Origin of the sequence: Kitasatospora sp. NPDC058218 (genome assembly GCF_042882445.1) — a bacterium.
Lineage (GTDB): Bacteria > Actinomycetota > Actinomycetes > Streptomycetales > Streptomycetaceae > Kitasatospora.
On record NZ_JBHVWC010000002.1, the window covers coordinates 172,302 to 198,010 of the forward strand.

Sequence of the window (25,709 nt, forward strand, 5' to 3'; positions counted from 1 at the left end):
GCGCGCGTCCGCGAAGCGACCACCGAGCGAAGCGAGGTGGGCATGAGCGGAGGAGACAGGAGCATGGCCGGCGCAATGCGCAAGATGGCGGTCTACCTCGGCCTCGTGGAGGACGAGACGTACGACGGCCAGGGGTACGACCCCGACGACGACTACGACGCGGACCCCGAGCCGATCCGAACGGGGCGGACGGAGGACATCCCCCGGCCCGCCGCGGCACCCGCCCCGGTCTCCTCGATCACGCCGCAGCCGGTGCCGGCCGCGGTGCCGATCCGCCAGGAGACCCCGAGGATGGCCCCAGTGTCGTCCATCACACCCGAACGCCGCCACAACCTGGAGAAGAGCGCCCCGGTGATCATGCCCAAGGTAGTGAACGAACGAGAGCCCTACCGCATCACCACGCTGCACCCCCGGACCTACAACGAGGCCCGTACGATCGGGGAACAGTTCCGTGGCGGCACCCCGGTGATCATGAATTTGACCGAGATGGACGACACCGATGCCAAGCGGCTCGTAGACTTCGCCGCTGGACTCGTCTTCGGTCTGCACGGCAGTATCGAGCGCGTGACACAGAAGGTGTTCCTGCTGTCGCCTGCTAACGTCGATGTCACGGCGGAGGACAAGGCTCGGATCGCCGAGGGTGGGTTCTTCAACCAGAGCTGACCCGGCCACGACTTTACGTGTGGATCTGATCGACAGTGAGTTAGTGACAGGCAGCACGGCCGAAGGGCCGAGAACCGGGGAGAGGGAAGCGCGATGGGGATCGTGTGGGCGGTGCTCTATTACGCGCTGACCGTCTTCCTGGTGTTCCTGCTTGTACGGCTGGTGATGGACTGGGTGTTCCAGTTCGCACGTTCGTGGCGGCCCGGCAAGGCCATGGTCCTGGTCCTGGAGGCCACGTACACTGTCACGGATCCGCCGCTCAAGCTTCTTCGGCGGTTCATTCCGCCGTTGCGTCTCGGGGGCGTGGCGCTCGACCTGTCCTTCTTCGTACTGATGATCATTGTGTATGTCCTGATCTCGCTTGTGCGGCCCTAGTCGTAGGTGAGCGATGCGACAGGATGCCGGTGTGCCGACGATCACGTTGAGGTGAAGAGATGCCATTGACCCCCGAGGACGTTCGGAACAAGCAGTTCACGACCGTCCGCCTGCGCGAAGGCTATGACGAGGACGAGGTCGATGCCTTCCTCGACGAGGTCGAGGCGGAGCTGACCCGCCTTCTCCGCGAGAACGAGGACCTGCGCGCCAAGCTGGCCGCCGCGACCCGTGCCGCCGCGCAGAACCAGGCCAACATGCGCAAGGAGCCGCCGCAGGACTCGCGTCCCGGCGCCCCGGTGCCGGCCGCCATATCCGGCCCGCCGGTGCCCGGGCAGCAGCAGGGCCCCGGCCCGCAGCAGATGGGTGGCCCCGGCGGTCCGCAGCAGATGGGCGGCCCGCAGCAGCAGCAGATGGGCAACCAGCCCCTCGGTCTGCCGTCCGGCGCCCCGCAGCTCCCGGCCGGCCAGGGCGGCCCGATGGGCGGCCCGCAGCAGCAGATGAACCAGACCATGGGCGGCCAGCAGCAGCTGGTGCAGCCGATGGGTGGTCAGATGCTCCAGCCCATGGGCGGCCCCGGTGGCCCGCAGCAGATGGGCAACCCGATGGGCCAGGGCATGGGCCAGCAGCAGATGCAGCAGATGGGTGGCCCGATGGGCCAGCCGCAGCAGATGGGCGGCCCGCTCGGCGCTCCGATGCAGCAGCAGCAGCCGCAGCAGGGCCCCGGTGGCGACAGCGCGGCCCGCGTGCTGGCGCTCGCCCAGCAGACCGCCGACCAGGCGATCTCGGAGGCCCGTTCCGAGGCCAACAAGATCGTCGGCGAGGCGCGCAGCCGGGCCGAGGGCCTGGAACGCGACGCCCGTGCCAAGGCCGACGCCCTGGAGCGGGACGCGCAGGAGAAGCACCGCGTCGCGATGGGCTCGCTGGAGTCCGCGCGCGCCACGCTGGAGCGCAAGGTCGAGGACCTGCGGGCGTTCGAGCGTGAGTACCGCACGCGCCTGAAGTCCTACCTGGAGACCCAGCTGCGCCAGCTGGAGTCGCAGGCGGACGACTCGCTCGCTCCGCCGCGCATCCCCGCCACCGCCTCGCTGCCGCCGGCCGCGTCGTCGATGGCTCCGGCCGGTGCGTCCGCGATGAGCGGTGCTCCGAGCTTCGGTGGCAACCAGCCGTCCTTCGGCGGGAACCAGCCCTCGTTCGGTGGCCAGAGCTCCTTCGGCGGCAACAACGGTGCGCCGAGCTTCGGCGGGCAGTCCTCCGGCGGCAACTCCGGTGCCCCGCAGATGCAGCCGGCCGGGATGACGCAGCCGATGGCGGCCGTCCGTCCGCAGCCGCCGCAGCCGATGCAGCAGGCGCCGGCGCCGATGCGCGGGTTCCTGATCGACGAGGACGGCGACAACTGAGGTTGTAGCCAGGCATTTCGAGGGCGCCCCTGCCGTGACTTCCGGGTCATGACGGGGGCGCCCTCGTGCGTGCCCGCGGGGGCGGGCAGGGCGCGGAGCCCGGGAGCGGCTCCGGATGCGGCGAAGCCGCCGCCACCCAGGAGGGGGCGGCGGCGGCTTCGGGGCGTTCCGGTCCGGCCCGGCGGATCGGACCGGGCGGATCAGGCCTTGCGGAGCTGGAAGGTGAGGCCGAGGCCTTCGTCCGAGAAGGTCTCGGACTCCCAGTCGGCGGCGCCGGCCGCGAAGTCGGTGGCCAGCACCTCCTCGGCGACCAGCGGGCCGTGCTCGGCGATCGCCTCGGCGGTCTCCTCGTCGGCGGCCCGCCAACGCAGCACGATCCGGTCGGCGACGTCGAGGCCGGAGTTCTTCCGGGCCTCCTGGATCTGGCGGATCGCGTCCCGCGCGACGCCCAGGCGCTTGAGCTCCGGGGTGATGTGCAGGTCGAGCGCGACGGTGGCGCCGGACTCGTTGGCGACCGCCCAGCCCTCGCGCGGGGTCTCGGTGATGATCACTTCGTCGGGGCCGAGCTCGATCCGCTCGCCGTTCAGCTCCACGCCGGTGGCGCCGTTCCCGCGCAGCTCGGCGGCGAGCTGTGCGGCGTCGGCGGCGGCGACCGCCTTGGCCACGTCCTGGACGCCCTTGCCGAACCGCTTGCCCAGTGCGCGGAAGTTGGCCTTCGCGGTGGTGTCGACCAACGAGCCGCCGACCTGCGCCAGCGACTCCAGGGCGGAGACGTTGAGCTCCTCGGCGATCTGCGCGCGCAGGTCGGCCGGCAGCTCCTCCCAGCCCTGGGCGGCGATCAGCGCGCGGGAGAGCGGCTGACGGGTCTTCACGCCGGACTCGGCGCGGGTGGCCCGGCCCAGCTCGACCAGCCGGCGCACCAGCGCCATGTGGCGCGAGAGGTCCGCGTCGATCAGCGCCTCGTCCGCCTCCGGCCAGGTGGCCAGGTGGACCGAGGCCGGGGCGTCCGGGGTGACCGGGACGACGAGGTCCTGCCAGACCTGCTCGGTGATGAACGGGGTCAGCGGGGCCATCAGCCGGGTGACCGTCTCCAGCGCCTCGTGCAGGGTGGCGAGCGCGGCGGCGTCGCCCTGCCAGAAGCGGCGGCGGCCGCGGCGGACGTACCAGTTGGAGAGGTCGTCGACGAAGCCGGAGAGCAGCTTGCCGGCGCGCTGGGTGTCGTAGGCCTCGAAGGCCGCGTCGACCTCGCGGACCAGGGTGTTCAGCTCGGAGAGCACCCAGCGGTCCAGCTGCGGGCGCGCCGCCGGGGCCGGGTCGCTCGCGGAGGGCGCCCAACCGGAGGTGCGGGCGTACAGGGCCTGGAAGGCGACGGTGTTCCAGTAGGTGAGGAGGGTCTTGCGGACCACCTCCTGGATGGTGCCGTGGCCGACCCGGCGGGCCGACCAGGGCGAACCGCCGGCCGCCATGAACCAGCGCACCGCGTCCGCGCCGTGCTGGTCCATGAGCGGGATCGGCTGCAGGATGTTGCCCAGGTGCTTGGACATCTTGCGGCCGTCCTCGGCCAGGATGTGGCCCAGGCAGACGACGTTCTCGTAGCTGCTCTTGTCGAACACCAGGGTGCCGACGGCCATCAGCGTGTAGAACCAGCCACGGGTCTGGTCGATCGCCTCGGAGATGAACTGCGCCGGGTAGCGCTTCTCGAACAGCTCCTTGTTCTCGTACGGGTAGCCGTACTGGGCGAAGGGCATCGAGCCGGAGTCGTACCAGGCGTCGATCACCTCGGGCACCCGGGTGGCGGTGCCGGAGCAGTCGCGGCAGGCGAAGGTGACGTCGTCGATGTACGGGCGGTGCGGGTCGAGGCCGCTCTGGTCGGTGCCGGTCAGCTCGGACAGCTCGGCCAGCGAGCCGACGCAGGTGAGGTGGCCCTCCTCGCAGCGCCAGATCGGCAGCGGGGTGCCCCAGTAGCGGTTGCGGCTCAGCGCCCAGTCGATGTTGTTGTTCAGCCAGTCGCCGAAGCGGCCGTGCTTGACGTTCTCCGGGTACCAGTTGGTGGCCTCGTTCTCCCGGATCAGCGCGTCCTTGACGGCGGTGGTCCGGATGTACCAGGACGGCTGCGCGTAGTAGAGCAGCGCGGTGTGGCAGCGCCAGCAGTGCGGGTAGCTGTGCTCGTACGGCAGGTGGCGGAAGAGCAGGCCGCGCTCCTTGAGGTCCGCGACCAGGGCCTCGTCCGCCTTCTTGAAGAACTGGCCGCCGACCAGGGGGACCTCGGGTGCGAAGGTGCCGTCGGCGAGCACCGGGTTGACCACCGGCAGGCCGTAGCGACGGCAGGTCGCGAGGTCTTCCGCGCCGAAGGCGGGGGACTGGTGGACGATGCCGGTGCCGTCCTCGGTGGTGACGTAGTCGGCGTTGAGGACGTAGTGCGCGTTCTCGATCTCGACCAGGTCGAAGGGGCGCCGGTACGTCCAGCGCTCCATCTCGGCGCCGGTGAAGGACTCGCCGGTGGCCTCCCAGCCCTCGCCCAGCGCCTTGGCCAGCAGCGGCTCCGCGACGACCAGCCGCTCGGTGCCGTCGGTGGCCACCACGTAGGTGACCTCGGGGTGGACGGCGGCGGCGGTGTTGGAGACCAGGGTCCACGGGGTGGTCGTCCAGACCAGCAGCGCGGCCCCGCCGGCCAGCGGGCCCGAGGTGAGCGGGAAGCGGACGAAGACCGAGGGGTCGACCACGGTCTCGTAGCCCTGGGCCAGCTCGTGGTCGGACAGGCCGGTGCCGCAGCGCGGGCACCAGGGGGCGACCCGGTGGTCCTGGACCAGCAGGCCCTTGTCGAAGATCTGCTTGAGCGACCACCAGACGGACTGGACGTAGGACGGGTCCATCGTCCGGTAGGCGTCGTCGAGGTCGACCCAGTAGCCCATCCGCGTGGTCAGCTCGGTGAAGGCGTCGGTGTGGCGGGTCACCGACTCGCGGCACCTGGCGTTGAACTCGGCGATGCCGTACGCCTCGATGTCCTGCTTGCCGGCGAAGCCCAGCTCCTTCTCGACGGCCAGCTCGACCGGGAGGCCGTGGCAGTCCCAGCCGGCCTTGCGGGCGACGTGGTAGCCCTTCATCGTCCGGTAGCGCGGGAAGACGTCCTTGAAGACGCGGGCCTCGATGTGGTGGGCGCCGGGCATGCCGTTGGCGGTCGGCGGGCCCTCGTAGAACACCCACTCGGGGCGGCCGTCGGACTGCTCCAGGCTGCGCTGGAAGATCTTGCCGTCCTCCCAGAACGAGAGGATCCGGTGTTCCAGGGCAGGCAGATCCACCTGCGCGGGTACGGAGTTGTAGGTGGTCATCGCGGCTGTCAACCTCCGGCGGATGTGGGCTGGATCCGACGGAGGGACGAGACGGCATGCCGCCCCGCGGTACCACCCTCCTTGGTCGCGGTGCTGCTGCGACCCTCTTGTTTGGGCTTGCTGCCGGGTCTACCGGGCTGCTGGGACCCGCCCAGCGGCCGTTCTTCCGGCGGCTCCGGGGTGATCTTCCCGTCGTGCACACCCCCGGGCTCACACCGTCCCCGGGTCGCTGGTGGCTGCGTACGTCGGTACTCGTCCCATCTGCGCCTTGCCGGCCCAGTCTATCGGCAGCCGCAAGTCGGTTTGTCCGGCCCCGCCGTGGCGCGCTGAGGCGGTTAGGCGGGGGTGTTCTGGGCACAACTCTGGTCAGCGCGCGGGGCGGGGCGGCTGTGACGGCTGCCTGGGTGGGATCATTGTGAGGCGTCGGTATGTCATGTTGTGACCGGTTTTGATGGGGATTATCGTTCCGGCACTGGAGGCCGCCGGGAACCGGCGGCTCGATTCGTTCGTAGATGGGGTCGAAGCCATGGCTGATGAGGCAACCGGCGCGGGTACCGTCACCAAGCGGGCTCGCAAGGCCGTGGCAGGCGAACCAGGGGAGGGGACCGTGACCACTACCGCACGGCACAAGACCAGCAACGATTCCGCGCTCGTGGCCCCCGGCCGCACCCGCGCCCCGGCCGCGGCCGCGGTCCGCGGCGGTGGCGCGGAATCGGTGGACCCGGCCGAGCTGCCCGTCCGCCCGGGCGAGGACCCGTGGACCTCGGAGGAGGTGCACGAGCTGCACGCCGAGCTGATCACCGAGCTGGACCGGCTGCAGAACGAGATCGGGGCCGCCGAGGCCGCGATCACCGGGCTGATGCGTGACTCCAACGACGGAGCCGGCGACGACCAGGTGGACGCCGGTACGAAGAACATCTCGCGGGAGAGCGAACTGGCACTGGCCAACAACGCCAGGGACAGCCTCGCCCAGGCCGAGCGGGCGCTGGCCCGGCTGGAGGGCGTCGGCTTCGGGACGTGCGAGTCCTGCGGCCAGGCCATCGGCAAGGCCCGGATGCAGGCCTTCCCCCGGGCGACGCTCTGCGTCCAGTGCAAGGCCAAGCAGGAACGCCGCTGACCGGGGCGACGCGGGGGGTCGGGCTTGCCGTACGCTCGACCCCGTAACGTCGCCTGACTCGTCGAGGTCGGCGACCACCGGCCCACTCTCCCCCGCCCTTCGGCTCCGGGGGACCCTCATCGGCAGCGGAGCGGATCATCAGTACGCAAGGTTCCCCCCAGACGCGGGACGAGTCCGTCCCGACCCCCGCCGAAGCCGTGGAGGAGGCCGTGGCCGAGCCCGGTGAGGTGACCGCTCCGGCGGAGCGCGAGGCGCCGAAGGGGCGTCGGCGGATCGGCGTCCTGCTGGGCGTCGCGCTGGTCGCCTTCCTGATCGACCTGGGGACCAAGCTGCTGGTGGTCGCCCGGCTGGAGAACCACGCGGCGATCAAGGTGATCGGCGACGTGGTGACCTTCCAGGTGATCCGCAACTCCGGCGCCGCCTTCGGGATGGGGCAGGCGCTGACCATCGTCTTCACGGTGATCGCCGCGTCCGTCATCGTGGTCATCTGGCGGATCGCCCGCCGGCTGTACAGCCTCCCGTGGGCGATCGCGCTCGGGCTGCTGCTCGGCGGGGCGCTGGGCAACCTCACCGACCGGCTCTTCCGCTCGCCGAGCGCGTTCCGCGGCCACGTCGTGGACTTCATCTCCGTCCAGCACTTCGCGGTCTTCAACCTCGCCGACTCGGCGATCGTCTGCGGCGGCATCCTGGTGGTGCTGCTCTCCTTCCGCGGCAGCAACCCGGACGGCACCGTCCACCAGCCGGCCGGCAAGGGCGGGAGCGGCAAGGGCGAGGCCGGTGTGGGCGACGCCGACGAGGACCGGCCCGGCCCGAGCGCGTAAGGGGCGGGTCCCGCGTCCGGCATACTCGTACGGGTGAGTACCGCAGCGCAGATCCGCAGCCTCCCCGTACCCGACGGCCTGGAGGGCGAGCGTCTCGACGCCGCCCTCGCCCGGATGTTCGGCTTCTCCCGGACGAAGGCCGCCGAGTTGGCCGCCGACGGCAAGGTGACGCTCGACGGCGCCCTGGCCGGAAAGTCGGACCGGGTCACCGCCGGCTCCTGGCTGGAGGTCGAGATCCCGGCCCCCGCCGCGCCCGTGCGGATCGTCGCCGAGCATGTCGAGGGCATGCGCATCGTCCACGACGACGAGGACATCGTGCTCGTCGACAAGCCGGTCGGCGTCGCCGCCCACCCCAGCCCCGGTTGGACCGGCCCGACCGTGATCGGCGGCCTGGCCGCCGCCGGCTACCGGATCTCCACCTCGGGCGCCGCCGAGCGCCAGGGCGTGGTGCACCGGCTCGACGTCGGCACCTCCGGGCTGATGGTGGTCGCCAAGTCCGAGCGCGCCTACACCGACCTCAAGCGGCAGTTCCACGACCGGGTGACCGAGAAGAAGTACCACACGCTGGTGCAGGGCCACCCGGACCCGATGAGCGGCACCGTGGACGCGCCGATCGGGCGCCACCCCAGCTCGGACTGGAAGTGGGCGGTCACCCGCGAGGGCAAGCCGTCCGTCACCCACTACGACCTGATCGAGGCGTACCGGGCCGCCTCGCTGCTCGACATCAAGCTGGAGACCGGCCGGACCCACCAGATCCGGGTGCACATGTCGGCGCTGCGCCACCCCTGCGTGGGCGACCTCACCTACGGCGCGGACCCGACGCTGGCCAAGCGGCTCGGGCTGACCCGGCAGTGGCTGCACGCGGTCTCGCTCGCCTTCGAGCACCCGGCCGACGGCGAGTGGGTGCAGTTCTCCAGCGAGTACCCGGAGGACCTGAGCAGGGCGCTGGACATCATCGCGGCGGAGAGCTGACATGAGCTCCTTCGCGGCGCGGATCCGGGTGGCCGAGGGCGAGGGCGACCTGGCGCTGGTGCGCGGTGTCCGGCACGAGGTGTTCATCGCCGAGCAGGGCGTGCCCGAGGAGCTGGAGTACGACGAGCTCGACGCGACCTCCGAGCACCTGCTCGCGGTCGGCCCGGAGGGCGAGCCGCTCGGCACCGCCCGGCTGATCCACGGCCCGCAGGCGCTCGCCCTCACCGGCGGGACGGCGGGCCGGGTGCTGCTCGGCCGGCTCGCGGTGGTGAAGGCGGCGCGCGGCACCGGGCTGGGCGCCGAGCTGGTCCGCGCGGTGGAGGCGGCCGGACGCGGGCGGGGCGCCCGCGAGGTCGAGCTGCACGCGCAGGTGCAGGCGCTGGGCTTCTACGAGCGGCTCGGCTACACGGCCGAGGGGCCGGTCTACGACGACGCCGGGATCCCGCACCGGACCATGACCCGGGTGCTCTAGGCCCGGACGGGACCTAGCCGGAGTCGGGGCGCTCCTCCGTGCGCAGCCGGGGGAGCGCGCCCGGGTGCTCGTCGCGCAGGTAGGCGACCAGCTGCTCGCGGACGGCGAAGCGCAGCAGGGCGGCGTCGTCGGGGGTGCGGGCGGTCATCGTGGCGCGGACCACCAGGGTGCTCGGGGTGGTGTCGGTGGCCTGGAGGGCCCACTCGGCGCCGTCCCAGAGCGGGTTGTGCTCCAGCCGCTCGTGCAGGGCGGCGCGCAGCCGGTCCACCGGGGTGGTGTGGTCGACGTGCAGGACGACCGAGGCGAGCAGGCCCGGGTCGCGGCGGGTCCAGTTCTCGAAGGGCTTGTTGACGAAGTACGAGACCGGGACGACCAGCCGGCGGTAGTCCCAGAGCCGGATCACCAGGTAGGAGAGGGTGATCTCCTCGACGGTGCCCTGCTGGCCGTCGACCACCACGGTGTCGCCGATCCGGACGGTGTCGCCGAAGGCGATCTGCAGGCCCGCGAAGAAGTTGCTCAGGGTGCCCTGGAGGGCGATGCCGGCCACGATGCCGAGGATGCCGGCGGAGGCGAGCAGGCCGGCCCCGATGGTGCGCATCGCGGAGAAGGTCAGCAGCATCATGGCGACGGTGACCACCACGATCACCGCGCTGGCCACCCGGCGGAGCATGCTGATCTGGGTGTGCACCCGCTGCACCCGGGCCGGGTCGTCGGCGACCGTCTCGTAGCGGCTGAGCACCGCCTCCAGGACGGCCGCCACCACCCGGACGGTGAGCCAGCCGACGGCGGCGAGCAGGCACAGCAGCACCAGGTGATGCAGGTTGTCGTCGTGCTGGTGGAAGATCCGCTCCAGTGGCGCGGCGGCGAGCAGCAGGGCCGACACGACCACGAGCTGCAGGGGGATCCGGCAGCGGCGCAGCAGCGGCCAGACGGCGGCGTCCGGGTGGCTCGCGGCGACGCGCTGGAGCACCTGGTCGACGATCCAGCCGATCACCAGGGTGGCGGCGATGGCGGCGAGCAGGGCGAGCAGCGGCCGGAGCACGGGCACCTCGTCGTCGGGCGGTGGGGTGGGACGTGCGTACGATACCCGGGCTTAACCGGGTGAATCGGGCGATTCGGCGCAGCCCGGCCCGGGCGGCTTTATCGGCTGCCTACCGGCGTGGCCGATACGATCACCGACCATGGAGCTCGGTGGGGCGTGGCGCCGGTGGCGAGGCCGCAAGGCGGCAGCCGGACGGAGAGTGCTGGCCGGTGCGGTGGCCCTGGTGGCCGTGGCCGGGGTGGGCACGGCGGTGGCCGTGACGGCGGGCGGGGACGAGGCGGTCCGGCAGGAGGATCGGTTCCTCAGCATGCCGGAGACACCCGGCAGTGACGCCCTGGTCCAGCTGGACACCTCGTTCTTCACCACCGGGACGGGCCCCCGCCCGGCGGTCCTGCTCGCCCACGGCTTCGGCGGCTCCAAGGAGGGCGAGCGCGAGCGCGCCCAGCAGCTCGCCCGGCAGGGCTACGCGGTGCTGACCTGGTCGGCGCGCGGCTTCGGCGACTCCGGCGGCCGGATCGGCCTCAACGCGCCCGACCGCGAGGTCGAGGACGTCCGGCACCTGGTCGACTGGCTGGCCCAGCGGCCCGAGGTGCGGCTGGACGGCCCGGGCGACCCGCGGGTCGGCATCACCGGCGCCTCGTACGGCGGGGCGGTGGCGCTGCTCGGCTCCGCGTACGACACCCGGATCGACGCCGTGGCCAGCCAGATCACCTGGTGGAACCTGGCCGACGCGCTGTTCCCCCAGGGCGTGCGGGGCTCGGGCGCGGTGGACGGCGTCTTCAAGAAGCTCTGGGCCGGCATCTTCTTCACCACCGGATCGGCGGGCGACCTCGGTCCCTCGGGCGGGGCGTCGCGCGGCGGCACCGGCCCGCAGCGGACCCCGGGCGAGGCGGCGGACGCGGCGGTCGGCTGCGGGCGCTTCCTGGACGAGCTCTGCCGGATGTACGACCGGGTCGCGACCGCCGGGCACGCCGATCCGGAGGCGGTGGCGCTGCTGGAGCGCTCCAGCCCGTCCTCGGTGGCCGGGCGGCTCAAGGCGCCCACCCTGGTCGTCCAGGGGCAGCAGGACTCGCTGTTCCCGCTCGACCAGGGCGATGCGATCGCCCGGGCGGTCGCGGCCAACGGCGCGCCGGTCGCGGTGGACTGGTTCGCCGGCGGCCACGACGGCGGCACCGACACCAGCGCCCGGGTGGACGACCGGGTCGGGGCCTGGTTCGACACCTATCTGAAGCAGGGCCCGAAGGGACCGGGCCCGGCCGGCGCGGACACCGGCCCGGCGTTCCGGGTCACCCGCACCGGTGGGGTCGACTCCACCGGGTTCCAGGCCGTGCTGCGCGGCGCCTCCGCCGACGCCTACCCGGGCCTGGCGGGCACCGGCGCGCGACAGGTCGAGCTGACCGGCGGTACGGCCGGCGCCGAGCAGGCCTTCGCCAATCCGCCCGGCGGCGCCCCGCCCAACATCTCCGGACTGCCCGGCATCGGCGCGCTCAGCCAGGCCGCCGCGCTCGGCGGCGGGCTCTCGCTGGACTTCCCCGGCCAGTACGCCGGGTTCGACTCCGCGCCGCTGGACCGGCAGCTGCACCTGACCGGGCAGCCGACGGTCGCGGTGAACGTCCGGGCCGACCGGCCGGACGCGGTGCTCTTCGCCAAGCTGTACGACGTCGCTCCGGACGGCACGCAGAGCCTGCCGCAGCAGTTGTCCGCACCGCTGCGGGTGACCGGCGCGGACGCGCCCGGCGGCAGGTCCGTCACGGTCGCGCTGCCCGCCGCGGACCACACCTTCGCCGCAGGGCACCGGCTGCGGCTGGTGCTCGCCTCGACCGACCTGGCGTACGCCTCGCCGGCCGAGCCGGCCACCTACCGGGCGGCCCTGACCGGTCCGCTCACCGTGCCGACCGTCGACGAGCTGGTCACCGAGGCCGCGCCGCTGCCCGCCCGGACCTGGGTGCTGCCGCTGGTCGCCGTCGCGGTGGCGGCCGCGCTGCTGCTGGTGCCGCGGCTGCGCCGGCGCGGGCGGACCGCGCGCGGTCCGGCCTACGACCCGGCGCTGGCCGGGGTGCCGCTGCAGATCACCGGCCTCGGCAAGCGCTACAAGGGCGCCACCGACCGGTACGCCGTCCGGGACGTGGGCTTCCGGGTGGAGCAGGGCCAGGTGCTCGGACTGCTCGGGCCCAACGGCGCCGGCAAGACCACCACGCTGCGGATGCTGATGGGCCTGATCCGGCCCGACGCCGGGGAGATCAGGATCTTCGGCCACCTGGTGCGCCCCGGCGCGCCGGTGCTCTCCCGGGTCGGCGCCTTCGTCGAGGGCGCCGGGTTCCTGCCGCACCTCAGCGGCCGGGCCAACCTGCGGCTGTACTGGCAGGCCACCGGCCGGCCGGAGGCGGACGCGCACCTGGCGGAGGCGCTCGCCATCGCCGGGCTCGGCGAGGCACTGGACCGGGCGGTCCGCACCTACTCGCAGGGCATGCGGCAGCGCCTGGCCATCGCCCAGGCCATGCTCGGCCTGCCGGACCTGCTGATCCTGGACGAGCCGACCAACGGACTCGACCCGCCGCAGATCCGCGAGATGCGCGAGGTGATGGTGCGCTACGCCGCCGCCGGGCGGACCGTCATCGTCTCCAGCCACCTGCTGGCGGAGGTGGAGCAGAGCTGCACCGACCTGGTGGTGATGGACCGCGGCCGGCTGGTCACCGCCGGCGCCGTCGCCGAGATCGTCGGCGCGGGCGAGCAGTTGCTGATCGGCACGCCCGCCTCGTTCGGGTCGGACGAGCTGGCGGCGGCCGCCGACAAGGTGGCCGCGCTGGCGGGCGTCGGCTCGGCGGAGCCGGCCGAGGGCGGGCTGCTGGTGCGGCTGGACGGCATGGCGGCCAGCCAGTTGCTGGCCGAGCTGGTGCGCCTGGGGGTGCCGGTGGAGCGGGCCGGACCGCACCGCCGACTGGAGGACGCGTTCCTGTCGCTGATCGGAGGTACGGAGTGAGCGCCGTCGTGTCACCGGACCACGCGTCCGGGTACCGGGCCGGCCGGACGCTGCCGCTGCGGGTCGAGGCCATGCGCCAACTGCGGCGCCGGCGCACCCTGGTGATCGGCGGGGTGCTGGCCGCGATGCCCTTCGTCATCCTGGCGGCGTTCCAGATCGGTGGCACGCCGGGCCGGGCCGACCGGACCAGCTTCGTCGAGCTGGCCACCGCCTCCGGCCCGAACTTCGCGACCACCCTGCTCTTCATGGGCACCGGCTTCCTGCTGGTGATCCCGGTCGCGCTGTTCTGCGGGGACACCGTGGCCTCGGAGGCCAGCTGGTCCTCGCTGCGCTACCTGCTGGCCGCGCCGGTGCCCCGGGCCCGGCTGCTGGCCCGCAAGTTCGTGGTGGGGCTGGCCTTCTCGGCGGCGGCCGTGGTGCTGCTGCCGGCGCTCGGCCTGCTGGTCGGCACCGCCGCGTACGGCTGGGGGGACCTCGAGCTGCCCGCGGGGGCGAGCCTGTCGGCGGGGGAGGCGCTGCCGCGGCTGGCGCTCGCGGTCGCGTTCGTCTTCCTGAGCGAGGTCGTGATCGCGGCGCTGGCGTTCTGGCTCTCCACCGCCACCGACGCGCCGCTGGGCGCGGTCGGCGGAGCGGTGTTCGCCTCGATCGTCACCGGGGTGCTGGACGCCGTCACCGCCCTCGGCGACCTGCGCGAATGGCTGCCCGCGCACTGGCAGTACGCGTGGGCGGACGCCCTGCAGCCGCAGTTGGAGTGGGGCGGCATGGTGCAGGGCGTCTCGCTGTCGCTCTCCTACGCGGTGGTGCTGCTGGCGCTGGCGTTCCGCGGGTTCGCCCGCAAGGACGTGGTGTCCTGAGGGGTGCGCCGGGCGGCGCACCCCTCGGGTGGGGTCACTTGACGGGCGAGTAGACCCGCTCGATCTGCTGGGTGCCGGACTTGGTGCGGTAGGAGCGCGTCCACTTGGTGGTGGCGTCCTTGCGGGTGCGGTCGGACAGCACGTAGTAGTCCATCTGCGTCTGGCCCGGGGTGATGTCCAGGACGCCGTAGCCGTGCGAGTCCAGGTCGACCCACTTGACGTGCGGATTGGCCGACTTGATCGCGGCGGCCGCCACCAGCGAGAGGGTCTGCGGGGCGACCTTGAGGACGTCGTCGATGTTGTCCGACGTCACCGAGGTGACCACGAACTCGGTGGCCGCGCTGCCGGAGAGCGGGTAGGTGGCGGCCTCGTGCGGGACGTCCGACGCCCAGGCGGAGTGGATGTCGCCGGTCAGGAAGACGGTGTTGGTGATGCCGTTCGACTTGAGGTGGCCGAGCAGCTCGCGGCGGTCGTGGGTGTAGCCGTCCCACTGGTCGGTGTTGACCGCGAGGCCCTCGCCGGGCAGGCCGAGCAGCTTGGCCAGCGGGCGCAGCAGGTAGTCGGGCAGCGAGAAGAAGGCGACCGGGGAGATCATCACCTCGTTGCCGATCAGCCGCCAGGTGGTGTCGGAGGCGGCGAGCCCGGCCTTCAGCCAGTCCATCTGGGCGCGGCCGGTGAGGCTGCGGTCGGCCGAGTCGACGTCGCCGTTGCCGACCTTGACCTGCTCCGAGCGGAACGAGCGCTGGTCCATCAGGTGGAGGTCGGCCAGCTTGCCGTAGCGCAGGCGGCGGTAGGTGGTGCCGGCGATCGAGGGGCGGACCGGCATCCACTCGAAGTAGGCCTGCTTGGCGGCGGCCATCCGGTCGGCCCAGTCGCCCTCGGTGCCGGGGGTGTGGTTCTCGGCGCCGCCGGACCAGGCGTCGTTGGCGAACTCGTGGTCGTCCCAGATCGCGATGGTCGGGACCTGCGCGTGCAGCGCCTGGAGGTCCTCGTCGGTCTTGTAGCGGCCGTGCCGGGTGCGGTAGTCGGCGAGGGAGAGGATCTCGTGGGCGGGGGCGTGCGGGCGCACGACCGTGCCGCGGGCGCAGAACTCGCCGGTCTTGTACTCGTAGATGTAGTCGCCGAGGAAGAGGAAGGCGTCCAGGTCGCCGCGGGCGGCGAGGTGGCGGTAGGCGGAGAAGTAGCCGGCCTCCCAGTTGGCGCAGGACGCGACGCCGAGGCGCAGGCGGGCGAGGGCGGCGTCGGTGGCCGGGGTGGTGTGGGTGCGGCCGACCGGGGAGGCGGTGCCACCGGCGGTGAAGCGGTACCAGTAGAGGGTGTCCGGGGTCAGGCCGCGGACGTCGGCCTTGACGGTGTGGTCGGCGGCGGCGGTGGCGGTCACCGTGCCGCTCGCCGCGATCCGGGTGAAGCCCTTGTCGGTGGCGAGCTCCCAGCGGACCTCGGTGTCGGGGCCGGCGGCGGAGCCGGGGACGGCGTCGGGGGTCGGGGTGACCCTGGTCCAGAGCAGGATGCCGTCGGGGAGCGGGTCGCCGGAGGCGACCCCGTGGAGGAACTGGGGGGCGGTCGCGGCCGAGGCCGCGGAGCCGAACGCGAGCGGCAGGGCGGCGGCGCCGGCCACGATCGCGGAGGCCTTCAGCACCTGGCGGCGGTGCGGGCGGGCAGCAGTCATGTCATCGACAAGGTCAGTCACGGCCGACAGGCTACCGGGCAGTAATGAGCTGTTCCATATGTTGAACTGACTGTTTGTCGCCGATTCACCGGCGCGTGACGTCCCGCCACCGGGGCGCGGGCGGGATGCCACCCGGCGGCCATGCGCGATGATGGGGGGAGCCCCTGCCCACCCTGCAAGGAAGTTCGACCGTGGCCCAGATCCTGCTCCTCCACTCCGTCTACGGCCTGCGCCCCGCCGTCCACGCCGCCGCCGACCGGCTGCGCGCCGCCGGGCACACCGTGCACACCCCGGACCTGTTCGACGGGAAGACCTTCGACGACGTCGAGGAGGGCATGGCGTACAAGGAGGAGCTCGGCAGCGACGAACTGCTGCGCCGGGCCGTCGGCGCCGCCGCCCCGTTGCTGGGTCCGGACGCCGCGCTCGTCTACGCCGGCCTCTCGCTCGGCGGCTCGCTCGCCCAGAACCTGGCGCTCGCCGACGAGAAGGCGCTCGGCCTGCTCCTCCTGCACGGCACCTCCGACATCCGCGAGGACGCGGCCACCTCGATCCCGGTCCAGCTGCACATCGCCGAGCCGGACCCGTTCGAGCCGGAGGACTGGCTGAACGCCTGGTACCTGGGCATGCGCAAGGCCGGCGCCGACGTCGAGGTGCACCGCTACCGGGGCGCCGGGCACGTCTACACCGACCCGGAGCTGGCCGACTACGACGCCGAGGCGGCCGAGCAGACCTGGGCGGTCGCGCTGGACTTCCTGGCGGAGCTGGACGAGCACACGGCCTGAGGCGGTCCCGTACGGGCGGGCGGGAGGGTGGGTCACGCGGGAAGCCGGTCGCGCCGACGTCCCGTGCGGGCGGCCCTGCGCGGCGGGAGAGGATGGGTCCATGGCGATGGGTGACGGGCGGTACGCGCCGGCGGCGACGATGATCGGCTTGGTGCAGCGGGGGCGGGGGCTCGGCGCGCGGATGGCGGAGGAGAACCCGGTGGCCGCCGCCGAGCTGGTGTACGGGTGCGTCCGGTGGGACTGGCGGTGGGCGCCCGGCGATCAGCGGGCGCTGTACCTGGCGCGGCTGGTCAGGGACCTGGCGCTGCCGCTCGGGCCGGTGGTGGACCTCCTGGCCGGGGAGAAGGACGTCTGCGAGCGGGCCGTCGGAGTGCTGGAGCTGCTGGCGCTCGACGGCTCGGCGCAGGCGCGGGAGGCGTTGCGGGCGTACGTCCGGGACGGCGAGCACCGGGTCGTCGCCGTGGAGCCGGTGGCGGCGCCGCCGAGCGCCCGTGCCCGGCCGGAGGCGCCGGCCGAGCGCGGGGCGGAAGAGGACGTTCCCGCGCTGGTGGCCGGGTTGGAGCGGGACTGGGTGGAGCGCACCTGGTGCGGGCCGGTGGACACGGCGCGCGGGCTGGCGAGGTTCGGGTCCGGGGCCCGGGACGCCGTCTCGCTGCTGCGGCGGTTCTGGCTCTGGACGCCGCACTCGTACGAACGCGTGGGCTACCTGGAGGCGTTGGCGGAGATCGATCCGACCGGCCTGGACGAGGTGTACGTGGAGTGCCTCTGGGACTGCGAGGACGACGCCCGGCTGCTCGGCGTGCGGCGGGCACCGGACGGGCCCGCCGTCCGGGAGCGGCTGGCGTACCTGAGGGACGATCCGCTGGAGGCGCCGGAGGTCGGGGCCGCCGCCGGGCAGCGGCTGGCGGCCCCGACCCCGTAGGGCCTACAGGCCGGGGATGCGGCCGTTGCGGTAGAGGTCGACGAAGAGCTGGTGGTCCTGGCGGGCCCGGGCGCCGTAGGCGTGGGCGAAGTCGACCAGCATCGCGGTGAAGCCGGCCTCGTCGCGGGCGACGGCGGCGTCGATGGCGTGCTCGGTGGAGAACGGCACCAGGGTGTGGCCGCTGGAGGACTCGTCGGCGGCGGCGTGCATGGTGGCGGTGGCGCGGCCGAGGTACTCGGTGACGGCGAGCAGCTCGTCCAGCTCGTTGAGGTCGGTCCAGTCGAGGTCGGTGGTGTAGGGGGAGACCTCGGCGACCAGCTGGCCGCGCCCGCGCAGGGTGGTGTGGCCGAGCCACGGGTCGCTGTGCGCCTGGAGGGCGCGCTGGGAGATGACCGTGCGGTGGCCCTCGTGCTCGAAGTAGCCGGCGATCGCCGGGTCGGTGACGTGCCGGGCGACGGCGGGCGACTGGCCCTGCTTCATGTAGATGATCACGTCGTTCTCCAGCGCGTCGGTGTGGCCCTCCAGCAGCAGGTTGTAGGAGGGCAGGCCGGCGCTGCCGATGCCGATGCCGCGGCGGCCCACGACGTCCTTGACCCGCAGCGACTCCGGGCGGGTGCGGGAGGCGGGCGGCAGGGTGGCGAGGTAGGCGGCGAAGGCCTCCAGCACCTCGGCCCGGGTCGGCTCGTCCAGCTCGATCGCGCCGCCGCCGGTGCGGAAGCGGCGTTCGTACCCCTCGACGACGGTCTCGGACTCCAGCAGCGCGACCCGGGTCTGCAGCCGGGCCCGGCGCAGGGTGTCCAGGATCGGGCCGGTGGCGGTGTCCAGGGTGAAGGGGGCGGCGTCGCCGGAGGAGACGTGGGCGGCGATCCGGGCCCGGTAGGCGGTGGCGAAGGCGGTGACCAACCGGGTGATCGTCGTGTCGGACAGCGCCTTGGCGTAGCCGATCAGGGCCAGCGAGGCGGCGAGCCGCTGGACGTCCCAGGTGAAGGCGCCGACGTAGGCCTCGTCGAAGTCGTTGACGTTGAAGACCAGCCGGCCCTCGGCGTTCAGGTAGGTGCCGAAGTTCTCGGCGTGCAGGTCGCCGTGGATCCAGACCCGGCTGGTGCGCTCGTCCAGGAAGCCGGCGCCGTACCCGGCGAACGGGCCGTCGGCGACGTCGGCGTAGTAGAGCCCGGCGGTGCCCCGGTAGAAGGCGAAGGCGGAGGCGGCCATCTTGCGGAACTTCACCCGGAACGCCGCCGGGTCCTTGGCGAGCAGGTCGCCGAAGGCCGTGTCGAAGACGCTCAGGACAGTCTCGGCGCGGTGGCCGGCGGAGGGCTGCGGGTGGGACATGAGAGGGGGTCCTTTGCGGCGAGTGGGCGGCCTGGGACTTCTGTGACCGGAGGCTAGAGTAGGAGCGTGAACGTGTGAGAGCCGGTCCGGGCCCCGATGGCGGCTCGGACCACATATGTTTCCAGGCACCTTCGTGACCTGTGCGTTCGCCGGCCAGCCAGACAGCACCAGCCTCCGGAGGCCCCGCCTTGAGCGATCAGCCGTACGCGCACCTGCACGTCCACACCGAGTACTCGATGCTGGACGGGGCGGCCCGGTTGAAGCAGCTCTTCAAGGAGGTCGAGCGGCTGGGTCAGACCCATGTCGCGATGACCGACCACGGCAACATGTACGGCGCGGCCGAGTTCCACAAGCAGGCCGCCGCCGCCGGGATCACCCCGGTGATCGGCATCGAGGCGTACGTCGCTCCCGAGGCGCGCACCAACACCAAGCGCGTCCTCTGGGGCCAGCCGCACCAGAAGCGGGACGACGTCTCGGCGTCCGGCGCGTACACCCACAAGACCATCTGGGCCCGGAACAAGGAGGGCCTGCACAACCTCTTCAAGCTGACCTCGCGCTCCTACGCCGAGGGCTGGCTGGTGAAGTGGCCCCGGATGGACAAGGAGATCATCGCCGAGCACGCGGCCGGCCTGATGGCCACCACCGGCTGCCCCTCCGGCGAGGTGCAGACCCGGCTGCGGCTCGGCCAGTTCGACGAGGCGCTCAAGTCCGCCGCCGACTACCGGGAGATCTTCGGCCGGGAGAACTACTTCCTGGAGCTGATGGACCACGGGCTGGACATCGAGAAGCGGGTCCGCGACGGGTTGCTGGAGATCGGCCGGAAGCTGGACATCCCGCCGGTGGTCACCAACGACTCGCACTACACCACCGAGTCCGACGCCGGCGCGCACGACCTGCTGCTCTGCGTCCAGACCGGCAAGAACCTCTCCGACCCGGACCGCTTCCGCTTCGACGGCACCGGCTACTACATCAAGTCGGCCGCCGAGATGTACGCGCTGGACTCCTCGGACGCCTGGCAGGAGGGCTGCCGCAACAGCCAGCTGCTGGTCGCCTCGCGGGTCGACACCGCGGGCATGTTCGAGTTCAGGAACCTGATGCCGCGGTTCCCGATCCCGGAGGGCTTCGAGTCCGAGGCGGACTTCTTCAGGGCCCAGGTGTGGAAGGGCATGGACTGGCGCTTCCCGGGCGGGTACGACGAGGAGCACCGCAAGCTCGCCGAGTACGAGATGGACACCATTGTCCAGATGGGGTTCCCGGCGTACTTCCTGGTCGTCGCCGACTTCATCATGTGGGCCAAGAGCCAGGGCATCGCGGTGGGCCCCGGCCGCGGCTCGGCGGCCGGCTCGCTGGTCGCCTACGCGATGGGCATCACCGACCTCGACCCGATCCCGCACGGCCTGATCTTCGAGCGCTTCCTCAACCCCGAGCGCATCTCCATGCCCGATGTCGACATCGACTTCGACGAGCGCCGGCGCGGCGACGTGATCCGGTACGTGACGGAGAAGTGGGGCTCCGACAAGGTCGCCATGATCGTCACGTACGGCACCATCAAGGCGAAGGCCGCCATCAAGGACTCCTCGCGCGTCCTCGGCTACCCCTACGCGATGGGCGACCGGATCACCAAGGCGATGCCGCCGGACGTCATGGGCAAGGGCATCCCGCTCTCCGGCATCACCGACTCCTCGCACCCGCGCTACGGCGAGGCCGGCGAGATCCGCGGGCTGTACGAGAACGACCCGGACGTCCGCAAGGTGATCGACACCGCACGCGGCATCGAGGGCCTGATCCGCCAGCCCGGTGTGCACGCGGCCGGCGTCATCATGTCCTCCGAGCCGCTCACCGACCACATCCCGGTCTGGACCCGGCACACCGACGGCGTCACCATCACGCAGTTCGACTACCCCACCTGTGAGGGGCTCGGGCTCCTCAAGATGGACTTCCTCGGCCTGCGCAACCTCACGATCATGGACGACGCCGTCAAGGCGATCGAGAAGAACAAGGGCATCAAGATCAACCTGCTTGATCTGCCCCTGGACGACAAGCCCACCTACGAACTGCTGGCGCGCGGTGACACGCTCGGCGTCTTCCAGCTCGACGGCGGGCCGATGCGTTCGCTGCTGCGCCTGATGAAGCCCGACAACTTCGAGGACATCTCCGCCGTCCTCGCGCTGTACCGACCGGGCCCGATGGGTGTCAACTCGCACACCAACTACGCGCTGCGCAAGAACGGCCAGCAGGAGATCACCCCGATCCACCCGGAGCTGGAGGAGCCCCTGGCGGAGATCCTGGAGCCGACGTACGGCCTGATCGTCTACCAGGAGCAGGTGCAGAAGGCCGCGCAGATCCTGGCCGGGTACACGCTCGGCCAGGCCGACCTGCTGCGCCGGGCCATGGGCAAGAAGAAGAAGGAGATCCTGGAGGCCGAGTTCGTCCCGTTCCAGCGGGGCTGCCGCGCGCACGGTTACTCGGACGCGGCGATCCAGGCGGTGTGGGACGTCCTCGTCCCCTTCTCCGGCTACGCGTTCAACAAGGCGCACACCGCCGGGTACGGGCTGGTCTCGTACTGGACGGCGTACCTCAAGGCCAACTACCCGGCCGAGTACATGTCCGGCCTGCTGACGTCGGTCAAGGACGACAAGGACAAGTCGGCGGTCTACCTCAACGAGTGCCGCAAGATGGGCATCCAGGTGCTCCCGCCGGACGTGAACGAGTCGGACTCCGACTTCACCCCGCACGGGGACACCCTCGTCCGGTTCGGCCTCACCGCCATCCGCAACGTCGGCGGGCCGGTGGTGGAGTCGATGATCCGCACCCGGAAGGCGAAGGGGAAGTTCGCCTCCTTCCCCGACTTCCTGGAGAAGGTGGAGTCGGTGGTCTGCAACAAGCGGACCGTCGAATCGCTCATCAAGGCGGGCGCGTTCGACTCGCTCGGGCACACCCGCAAGGGGCTGACCGCGCAGTTCGAGCCGATGATCGACAACGTCGTCGGGGTCAAGCGCAAGGAGGCGGAGGGCCAGTTCGACCTCTTCGGTGGCGACGTGGTCAGCGACGAGCCGAGCTTCGGGCTGGACGTGGTCTTCTCCGAGGAGGAGTGGGACAAGGCCTTCCTGCTCACCCAGGAGCGGGAGATGCTCGGCCTCTACGTCTCCTCGCACCCGCTGCACGGCATCGAGCACCTCCTCGCCGACAAGGCGGACTGCGCGGTGGCCGACCTCGCGGAGCGGCCGGACGGCTCCGTCGTCACCATCGGCGGCATCATCTCGGGCCTCCAGCGGAAGATGACCAAGCAGGGCAACGCCTGGGCGATCGCCACCGTCGAGGACCTGGCCGGCTCGATCGACTGCATGTTCTTCCCGGCCAGCTACCAGCTGGTCTCCTCCCAACTCGTCGAGGACGCCGTGGTGTTCGTCCGCGGCAAGGTGGACAAGCGGGAGGACGTGCCGCGGCTGATGGGCATGGAGCTCGCGGTGCCCGACCTGACGAACGTCGCGGCCCAGCTGCCGATCACCCTCACCATCGCGGAGAGCCGGCTCAACCCGGCGGTGGTGACCCGCCTCGGCGAGGTGCTGGCCCACCACAAGGGGAGCACCGAGGTGCACGTCCACCTCCGGCGCGGTGACAGCACCACCGTGCTGCGGCTGGACCGGCACCGGGTGAAGTCCGACCCGGCGCTGTTCGGGGACCTCAAGCAGCTGCTCGGGCCGAGCTGCCTGGCGAACTGAGAGCGGGCGGACCCTAGAGTGCTCCGCCGCCGAGACCGGGCGGGACGGCGGTGTGCAGGGCCGAGACGAAGGCCGAGATCGCCGGGTGCGAGCCCGCGCCCGCGCGGAAGGCGGCGCGGGTGCGGCGGTACATCGGCAGCCGGGTGAGGACGACGCCCGGCGGGGGCTGCGCGGTGCCCAGTTGCGGGACCAGGGCCACCCCCTGGCCGGCCGCCACCAGGGCCAGCACCGTCGCGAAGTCGTCGATCTGGTGCCGGATCCGGGGGGCGAAGCCGGTGCTCTCGCAGGCCCGGACGGCCATGGCGTGGCAGAGGGTGCCCCGCGGCGACATGATCCAGGGCGCGTCGCGCTGCTCGGCGACGGTGCCGGCCGCCCGGGCCGCGAGGTACATCGGCTCGGTGAACACCGGGCGGGTCACCGCCAGGCCGGGCTCCGGGTCGGCCGGCACCAGGTCGTACTCGTGCACCAGCGCCACGTCCAGCTCGCCCGCGCGCAGCGCCGCGGCCACCGCCGCCGGGTCCACCTCCGTCACCATCGGCTCCAGGCCCGGGTGCCAGCCGGACAGCTCGGCGAGCACCGCCGGGATCACCGCCCGGGCCGCCGACGGGTAAGTGCCGATCCGCAGCGGGCCGGCCAACCCCTGCCTGGCGTGGGCGAGTTCGGCATCCGCCTGCTCCAATCGGGCCAGCACCGCCTCGGCGTGCCGGACGAGGCCCAGCGCGGCCGGGGTCAGCGCGACCCGCCGCCCGGTGCGCTCCAGCAGCGGGACACCGGCCTCCTTCTCCAGGACGGACAGCTGCTGGGAGACCGCCGAAGGGCTGAACGAGAGGGCCTCGGCGACGGCGGCGATGGTGCCGAGGTGGGCGAGTTCGCGCAGCAGGCGCAGGCGTCGGACGTCGAGCATCGGCCCAGCTTATGAGAAGCGTCGGAAATCTGAACTGGACCTGCGGGATCGGCGGGCCGCAGGATCGTGGGCATGGAACACACGGTCCTCAAGGGCATCTACGTCCCGCTGGTCACCCCGTTCGCCGAGGACGGCTCGGTGGCGCTGGACGCACTGGAGAAGCTGGCCGGCTCGGTGCTGGACGACGGCGCGGCCGGGTTGGTCGCACTCGGCACCACCGGCGAGCCGGCCACCCTGAGCGCGGACGAGCGGCGCGCGGTGACCGAGGTCTGCGCGGCGGTCTGCGCCGAGCGCGGCGCGCAGCTGGTGGTCGGTTCGGGCGGGCCCGGCACCGGGGCGGCGGCCGAGGAGCTGGCCGCCCTGGCCGCCCGGGTGCCGGGGGTGGCGGCCGCGCTGGTCACCGTGCCGTCCTTCGTGCGCCCGGGCGAGGCCGGTACGGTCGCGCACTTCCGGGCGCTGGCCGCGGCGAGCCCGGTGCCGCTGGTCGCGTACCACATCCCGTACCGGACCGGGCAGCAGCTGACGGTCGGCGCACTGCGTCAGGTCGCCGCCGTGCCGGGCGTGGTGGGCGTCAAGTACGCGACCGGCGGGCTGGACCAGGACGCCGTGGAGCTGCTGGCCGACCCGCCCGCGGGGTTCGCCGTCCTGGCGGGGGAGGACCCCTTCCTCGCGCCGATGCTGGCGCTCGGCGCCGCCGGCGGCATCCTGGCCTCGGCCCACCTGGCCACCGCGCGCTTCGTCGAGCTGGCCGCCGCCTGGGAGCGCGGGGACGTGCCGCGGGCCCGGGCCCTGGGGCACCGGCTGACCGCGCTGACGGTGGCCGCCTTCGCCGCGCCCAACCCGGCCGTGGTCAAGGGCGTGCTGCACGCCCAGGGCCGGATCCCCACCCCGGACGTCCGGCTGCCGCTGCTGCCGGCCGGCCCGGCGGAGGTCGCCGCGGCACTGGAGCTGGCGACCGCTCTGGGCACCGATCCGGGCACTGGTCTGGACCACTAGCTCTCACACCGTGGAATACCAGGTCGCCCCGCCCGGGTGACAAGGCATGATGGGCGGAGTGCGGCTGTGACCAGCAACATCAAGAGGAGTAGTCGGATATGAAGATCGGCATTGTCGGGGCCACCGGCCAGGTCGGCGGCGTGGTCCGCGAGATCCTGGCGGAGCGCAACGTCGCGGTGGAGCAGCTGCGGCTGTTCGCCTCGGCCCGTTCGGCCGGGCGCACGCTGCCCTGGCAGGGCACCGAGATCACCGTCGAGGACGCGGCCACGGCCGACTACACCGGCCTGGACATCGTGATCTTCTCGGCGGGCGGCTCCACCTCCAAGGCCCTCGCCCCCAAGGCGGCCGCGGCCGGCGCCGTCGTGATCGACAACTCCTCGGCCTGGCGCCGCGACCCCGACGTCCCGCTGGTCGTCTCCGAGGTCAACCCCGGCGCCATCGCGAACCGCCCCAAGGGCATCATCGCCAACCCGAACTGCACCACCATGGCCGCCATGCCGGTGCTGCGCCCGCTGCACGACGAGGCCGGCCTCGCCGCGCTGGTCGTCTCCACCTACCAGGCCGTCTCGGGCAGCGGCGTGGCCGGGGTGGCCGAGCTCCAGGACCAGGCCGCCAAGGTCGTCGACGGCGCTTCGGCGCTCGCCCACGACGGCTCCGCGGTCGAGTTCCCCGAGCCCAAGGTCTACAAGCGCCCGATCGCCTTCAACGTGCTGCCGCTGGCCGGCTCCATCGTCGACGACGGTTCCAACGAGACCGACGAGGAGCAGAAGCTCCGCCACGAGAGCCGCAAGATCCTCGGCATCCCCGAGCTGAAGGTGGCGGGCACCTGCGTGCGCGTCCCGGTCTTCTCCGGTCACTCGCTGCAGATCAACGCCCGCTTCGAGCGCCCGATCAGCCCCGAGCGCGCGGCCGAGCTGCTCGCCGGCGCCCCCGGCGTCGAGCTGAGCGAGATCCCCACCCCGCTCCAGGCCGCGGGCCGGGACCCGAGCTTCGTCGGCCGCATCCGCGTCGACGAGACGGTGGAGAACGGGCTGTCGCTGTTCGTCTCCAACGACAACCTGCGCAAGGGCGCCGCGCTCAACGCCGTCCAGCTGGCCGAACTGGTCGCCGCCGAGCTCAAGGGCTGAGTCCGCGGTCGCACCCGGCGGGCCCCGTCCTCGGACGGGGCCCGCTTCGCGTCCGGGGGCCTCGGGGCCCGCTTCGCGTCCGGGGGCCTCGGGGCCCGCTTCGCGTCCGGGGGCCTCGGGGCCCGCTTCGCGTCCGGGATCCGCCGCGGCCGGCTGTTGCCGGACCGCGACATCCCCCGAGATTCACCGGGCGAACCAGGGGTAAAGGTGACCCAACGATCGGGCGGTTGCGG

The 25,709-nt window shown here is 72.5% G+C and carries 19 protein-coding genes; 14 read left to right on the forward strand and 5 right to left on the reverse strand.

Annotated features, from left to right (window positions below; translation table 11 throughout):
- The first annotated feature begins 63 nt into the window (after positions 1-63).
- The 3 genes from ACFVYI_RS01770 to ACFVYI_RS01780 all read left to right on the forward strand — a co-directional run bounded on the left by ACFVYI_RS01770 (position 64) and on the right by ACFVYI_RS01780 (position 2,435).
- On the forward strand, positions 64-663 hold the full coding sequence (locus ACFVYI_RS01770) for a cell division protein SepF (RefSeq protein WP_329487250.1): 600 nt from the start codon (positions 64-66) through the stop codon (positions 661-663).
- A gap of 93 nt (positions 664-756) precedes the next feature.
- The gene (locus ACFVYI_RS01775) at positions 757-1,038 is read left to right on the forward strand and encodes a YggT family protein (RefSeq protein ID WP_148645520.1); all 282 of its coding nucleotides are present in this window, start codon (positions 757-759) and stop codon (positions 1,036-1,038) included.
- 59 nt (positions 1,039-1,097) lie between these two features.
- Positions 1,098-2,435 (forward strand): DivIVA domain-containing protein, encoded by a 1,338-nt coding sequence (locus ACFVYI_RS01780; RefSeq protein ID WP_387880344.1) that lies wholly within the window; start codon positions 1,098-1,100, stop codon positions 2,433-2,435.
- 200 nt (positions 2,436-2,635) lie between these two features.
- Here ACFVYI_RS01780 and ileS read toward each other — a convergent pair whose 3' ends face one another.
- On the reverse strand, positions 2,636-5,764 hold the full coding sequence (gene ileS / locus ACFVYI_RS01785) for an isoleucine--tRNA ligase (protein WP_387880347.1): 3,129 nt from the start codon (positions 5,762-5,764) through the stop codon (positions 2,636-2,638).
- 607 nt (positions 5,765-6,371) lie between these two features.
- Between ileS and ACFVYI_RS01790 the strand changes: the two genes are divergently transcribed.
- From ACFVYI_RS01790 to ACFVYI_RS01805, 4 genes are all read left to right on the forward strand, one after another.
- Positions 6,372-6,881 (forward strand): TraR/DksA family transcriptional regulator, encoded by a 510-nt coding sequence (locus tag ACFVYI_RS01790; protein WP_387880349.1) that lies wholly within the window; start codon positions 6,372-6,374, stop codon positions 6,879-6,881.
- Positions 6,882-7,015: 134 nt separating this feature from the next.
- The gene (gene lspA, locus ACFVYI_RS01795; RefSeq protein ID WP_387880522.1) at positions 7,016-7,702 is read left to right on the forward strand and encodes a signal peptidase II; all 687 of its coding nucleotides are present in this window, start codon (positions 7,016-7,018) and stop codon (positions 7,700-7,702) included.
- A gap of 33 nt (positions 7,703-7,735) precedes the next feature.
- Entirely contained in the window at positions 7,736-8,674 is a 939-nt protein-coding gene (locus ACFVYI_RS01800; RefSeq protein WP_387880352.1) for an RluA family pseudouridine synthase, read from the forward strand.
- 1 nt (position 8,675) lies between these two features.
- Complete coding sequence (locus tag ACFVYI_RS01805) at positions 8,676-9,146, forward strand: GNAT family N-acetyltransferase (RefSeq protein WP_387880354.1); 471 nt, start codon at positions 8,676-8,678, stop codon at positions 9,144-9,146.
- 13 nt (positions 9,147-9,159) lie between these two features.
- Here the strand turns inward: ACFVYI_RS01805 and ACFVYI_RS01810 are convergent, their stop codons facing one another.
- A complete protein-coding gene (locus ACFVYI_RS01810) occupies positions 9,160-10,188 on the reverse strand; it encodes a mechanosensitive ion channel family protein (protein ID WP_387880357.1) in 1,029 nt (342 codons plus the stop codon).
- A 139-nt stretch (positions 10,189-10,327) separates the two neighbouring features.
- Between ACFVYI_RS01810 and ACFVYI_RS01815 the strand changes: the two genes are divergently transcribed.
- Positions 10,328-13,168 (forward strand): alpha/beta fold hydrolase, encoded by a 2,841-nt coding sequence (locus ACFVYI_RS01815; protein WP_387880359.1) that lies wholly within the window; start codon positions 10,328-10,330, stop codon positions 13,166-13,168.
- A complete protein-coding gene (locus ACFVYI_RS01820) occupies positions 13,165-14,022 on the forward strand; it encodes an ABC transporter permease (RefSeq protein WP_387880361.1) in 858 nt (285 codons plus the stop codon). Before ACFVYI_RS01815 ends, ACFVYI_RS01820 begins: the two co-directional genes overlap by 4 nt.
- Positions 14,023-14,056: 34 nt before the next feature.
- Here ACFVYI_RS01820 and ACFVYI_RS01825 read toward each other — a convergent pair whose 3' ends face one another.
- Complete coding sequence (locus ACFVYI_RS01825; protein ID WP_387880525.1) at positions 14,057-15,691, reverse strand: alkaline phosphatase D family protein; 1,635 nt, start codon at positions 15,689-15,691, stop codon at positions 14,057-14,059.
- Between the two features lie 191 nt (positions 15,692-15,882).
- Between ACFVYI_RS01825 and ACFVYI_RS01830 the strand changes: the two genes are divergently transcribed.
- Together ACFVYI_RS01830 and ACFVYI_RS01835 are read left to right on the forward strand one after the other, a co-directional pair.
- Positions 15,883-16,473 (forward strand): dienelactone hydrolase family protein, encoded by a 591-nt coding sequence (locus ACFVYI_RS01830; protein ID WP_387880363.1) that lies wholly within the window; start codon positions 15,883-15,885, stop codon positions 16,471-16,473.
- Positions 16,474-16,573: 100 nt separating this feature from the next.
- Positions 16,574-17,395: a hypothetical protein gene (locus ACFVYI_RS01835; protein WP_387880365.1), complete on the forward strand. Its 822-nt coding sequence runs from the start codon at positions 16,574-16,576 to the stop codon at positions 17,393-17,395.
- Positions 17,396-17,398: 3 nt separating this feature from the next.
- On the opposite strand, the gene ACFVYI_RS01840 is transcribed toward ACFVYI_RS01835, so the two are convergent.
- A complete protein-coding gene (locus ACFVYI_RS01840; RefSeq protein ID WP_387880367.1) occupies positions 17,399-18,727 on the reverse strand; it encodes a DUF2252 domain-containing protein in 1,329 nt (442 codons plus the stop codon).
- Positions 18,728-18,915: 188 nt separating this feature from the next.
- Between ACFVYI_RS01840 and dnaE the strand changes: the two genes are divergently transcribed.
- A complete protein-coding gene (gene dnaE / locus ACFVYI_RS01845; protein WP_387880369.1) occupies positions 18,916-22,449 on the forward strand; it encodes a DNA polymerase III subunit alpha in 3,534 nt (1,177 codons plus the stop codon).
- Between the two features lie 13 nt (positions 22,450-22,462).
- Here the strand turns inward: dnaE and ACFVYI_RS01850 are convergent, their stop codons facing one another.
- Entirely contained in the window at positions 22,463-23,353 is an 891-nt protein-coding gene (locus tag ACFVYI_RS01850; RefSeq protein ID WP_387880371.1) for a LysR substrate-binding domain-containing protein, read from the reverse strand.
- Between the two features lie 72 nt (positions 23,354-23,425).
- Here ACFVYI_RS01850 and ACFVYI_RS01855 point away from each other — a divergent pair, with 72 nt between their 5' ends.
- Positions 23,426-24,349: a dihydrodipicolinate synthase family protein gene (locus tag ACFVYI_RS01855; RefSeq protein ID WP_387880373.1), complete on the forward strand. Its 924-nt coding sequence runs from the start codon at positions 23,426-23,428 to the stop codon at positions 24,347-24,349.
- A 98-nt stretch (positions 24,350-24,447) separates the two neighbouring features.
- Entirely contained in the window at positions 24,448-25,476 is a 1,029-nt protein-coding gene (locus ACFVYI_RS01860; RefSeq protein WP_387880376.1) for an aspartate-semialdehyde dehydrogenase, read from the forward strand.
- Positions 25,477-25,709: the final 233 nt, after the last annotated feature.

What these genes read in the sequence shown, in the direction of transcription:
- ACFVYI_RS01770 (WP_329487250.1), top strand. Translation starts at nt 64, where the DNA reads ATGGCCGGCGCAATGCGCAAGATGGCGGTCTACCTCGGCCTCGTGGAG.
- ACFVYI_RS01775 (WP_148645520.1), top strand. Translation starts at nt 757, where the DNA reads ATGGGGATCGTGTGGGCGGTGCTCTATTACGCGCTGACCGTCTTCCTG.
- ACFVYI_RS01780 (WP_387880344.1), top strand. Translation starts at nt 1,098, where the DNA reads ATGCCATTGACCCCCGAGGACGTTCGGAACAAGCAGTTCACGACCGTC.
- ileS (WP_387880347.1), bottom strand. Translation starts at nt 5,764, where the DNA reads ATGACCACCTACAACTCCGTACCCGCGCAGGTGGATCTGCCTGCCCTG.
- ACFVYI_RS01805 (WP_387880354.1), top strand. Translation starts at nt 8,676, where the DNA reads ATGAGCTCCTTCGCGGCGCGGATCCGGGTGGCCGAGGGCGAGGGCGAC.
- ACFVYI_RS01815 (WP_387880359.1), top strand. Translation starts at nt 10,328, where the DNA reads ATGGAGCTCGGTGGGGCGTGGCGCCGGTGGCGAGGCCGCAAGGCGGCA.
- ACFVYI_RS01825 (WP_387880525.1), bottom strand. Translation starts at nt 15,691, where the DNA reads ATGACTGCTGCCCGCCCGCACCGCCGCCAGGTGCTGAAGGCCTCCGCG.
- ACFVYI_RS01835 (WP_387880365.1), top strand. Translation starts at nt 16,574, where the DNA reads ATGGCGATGGGTGACGGGCGGTACGCGCCGGCGGCGACGATGATCGGC.
- ACFVYI_RS01840 (WP_387880367.1), bottom strand. Translation starts at nt 18,727, where the DNA reads ATGTCCCACCCGCAGCCCTCCGCCGGCCACCGCGCCGAGACTGTCCTG.
- ACFVYI_RS01850 (WP_387880371.1), bottom strand. Translation starts at nt 23,353, where the DNA reads ATGCTCGACGTCCGACGCCTGCGCCTGCTGCGCGAACTCGCCCACCTC.
- ACFVYI_RS01855 (WP_387880373.1), top strand. Translation starts at nt 23,426, where the DNA reads ATGGAACACACGGTCCTCAAGGGCATCTACGTCCCGCTGGTCACCCCG.
- ACFVYI_RS01860 (WP_387880376.1), top strand. Translation starts at nt 24,448, where the DNA reads ATGAAGATCGGCATTGTCGGGGCCACCGGCCAGGTCGGCGGCGTGGTC.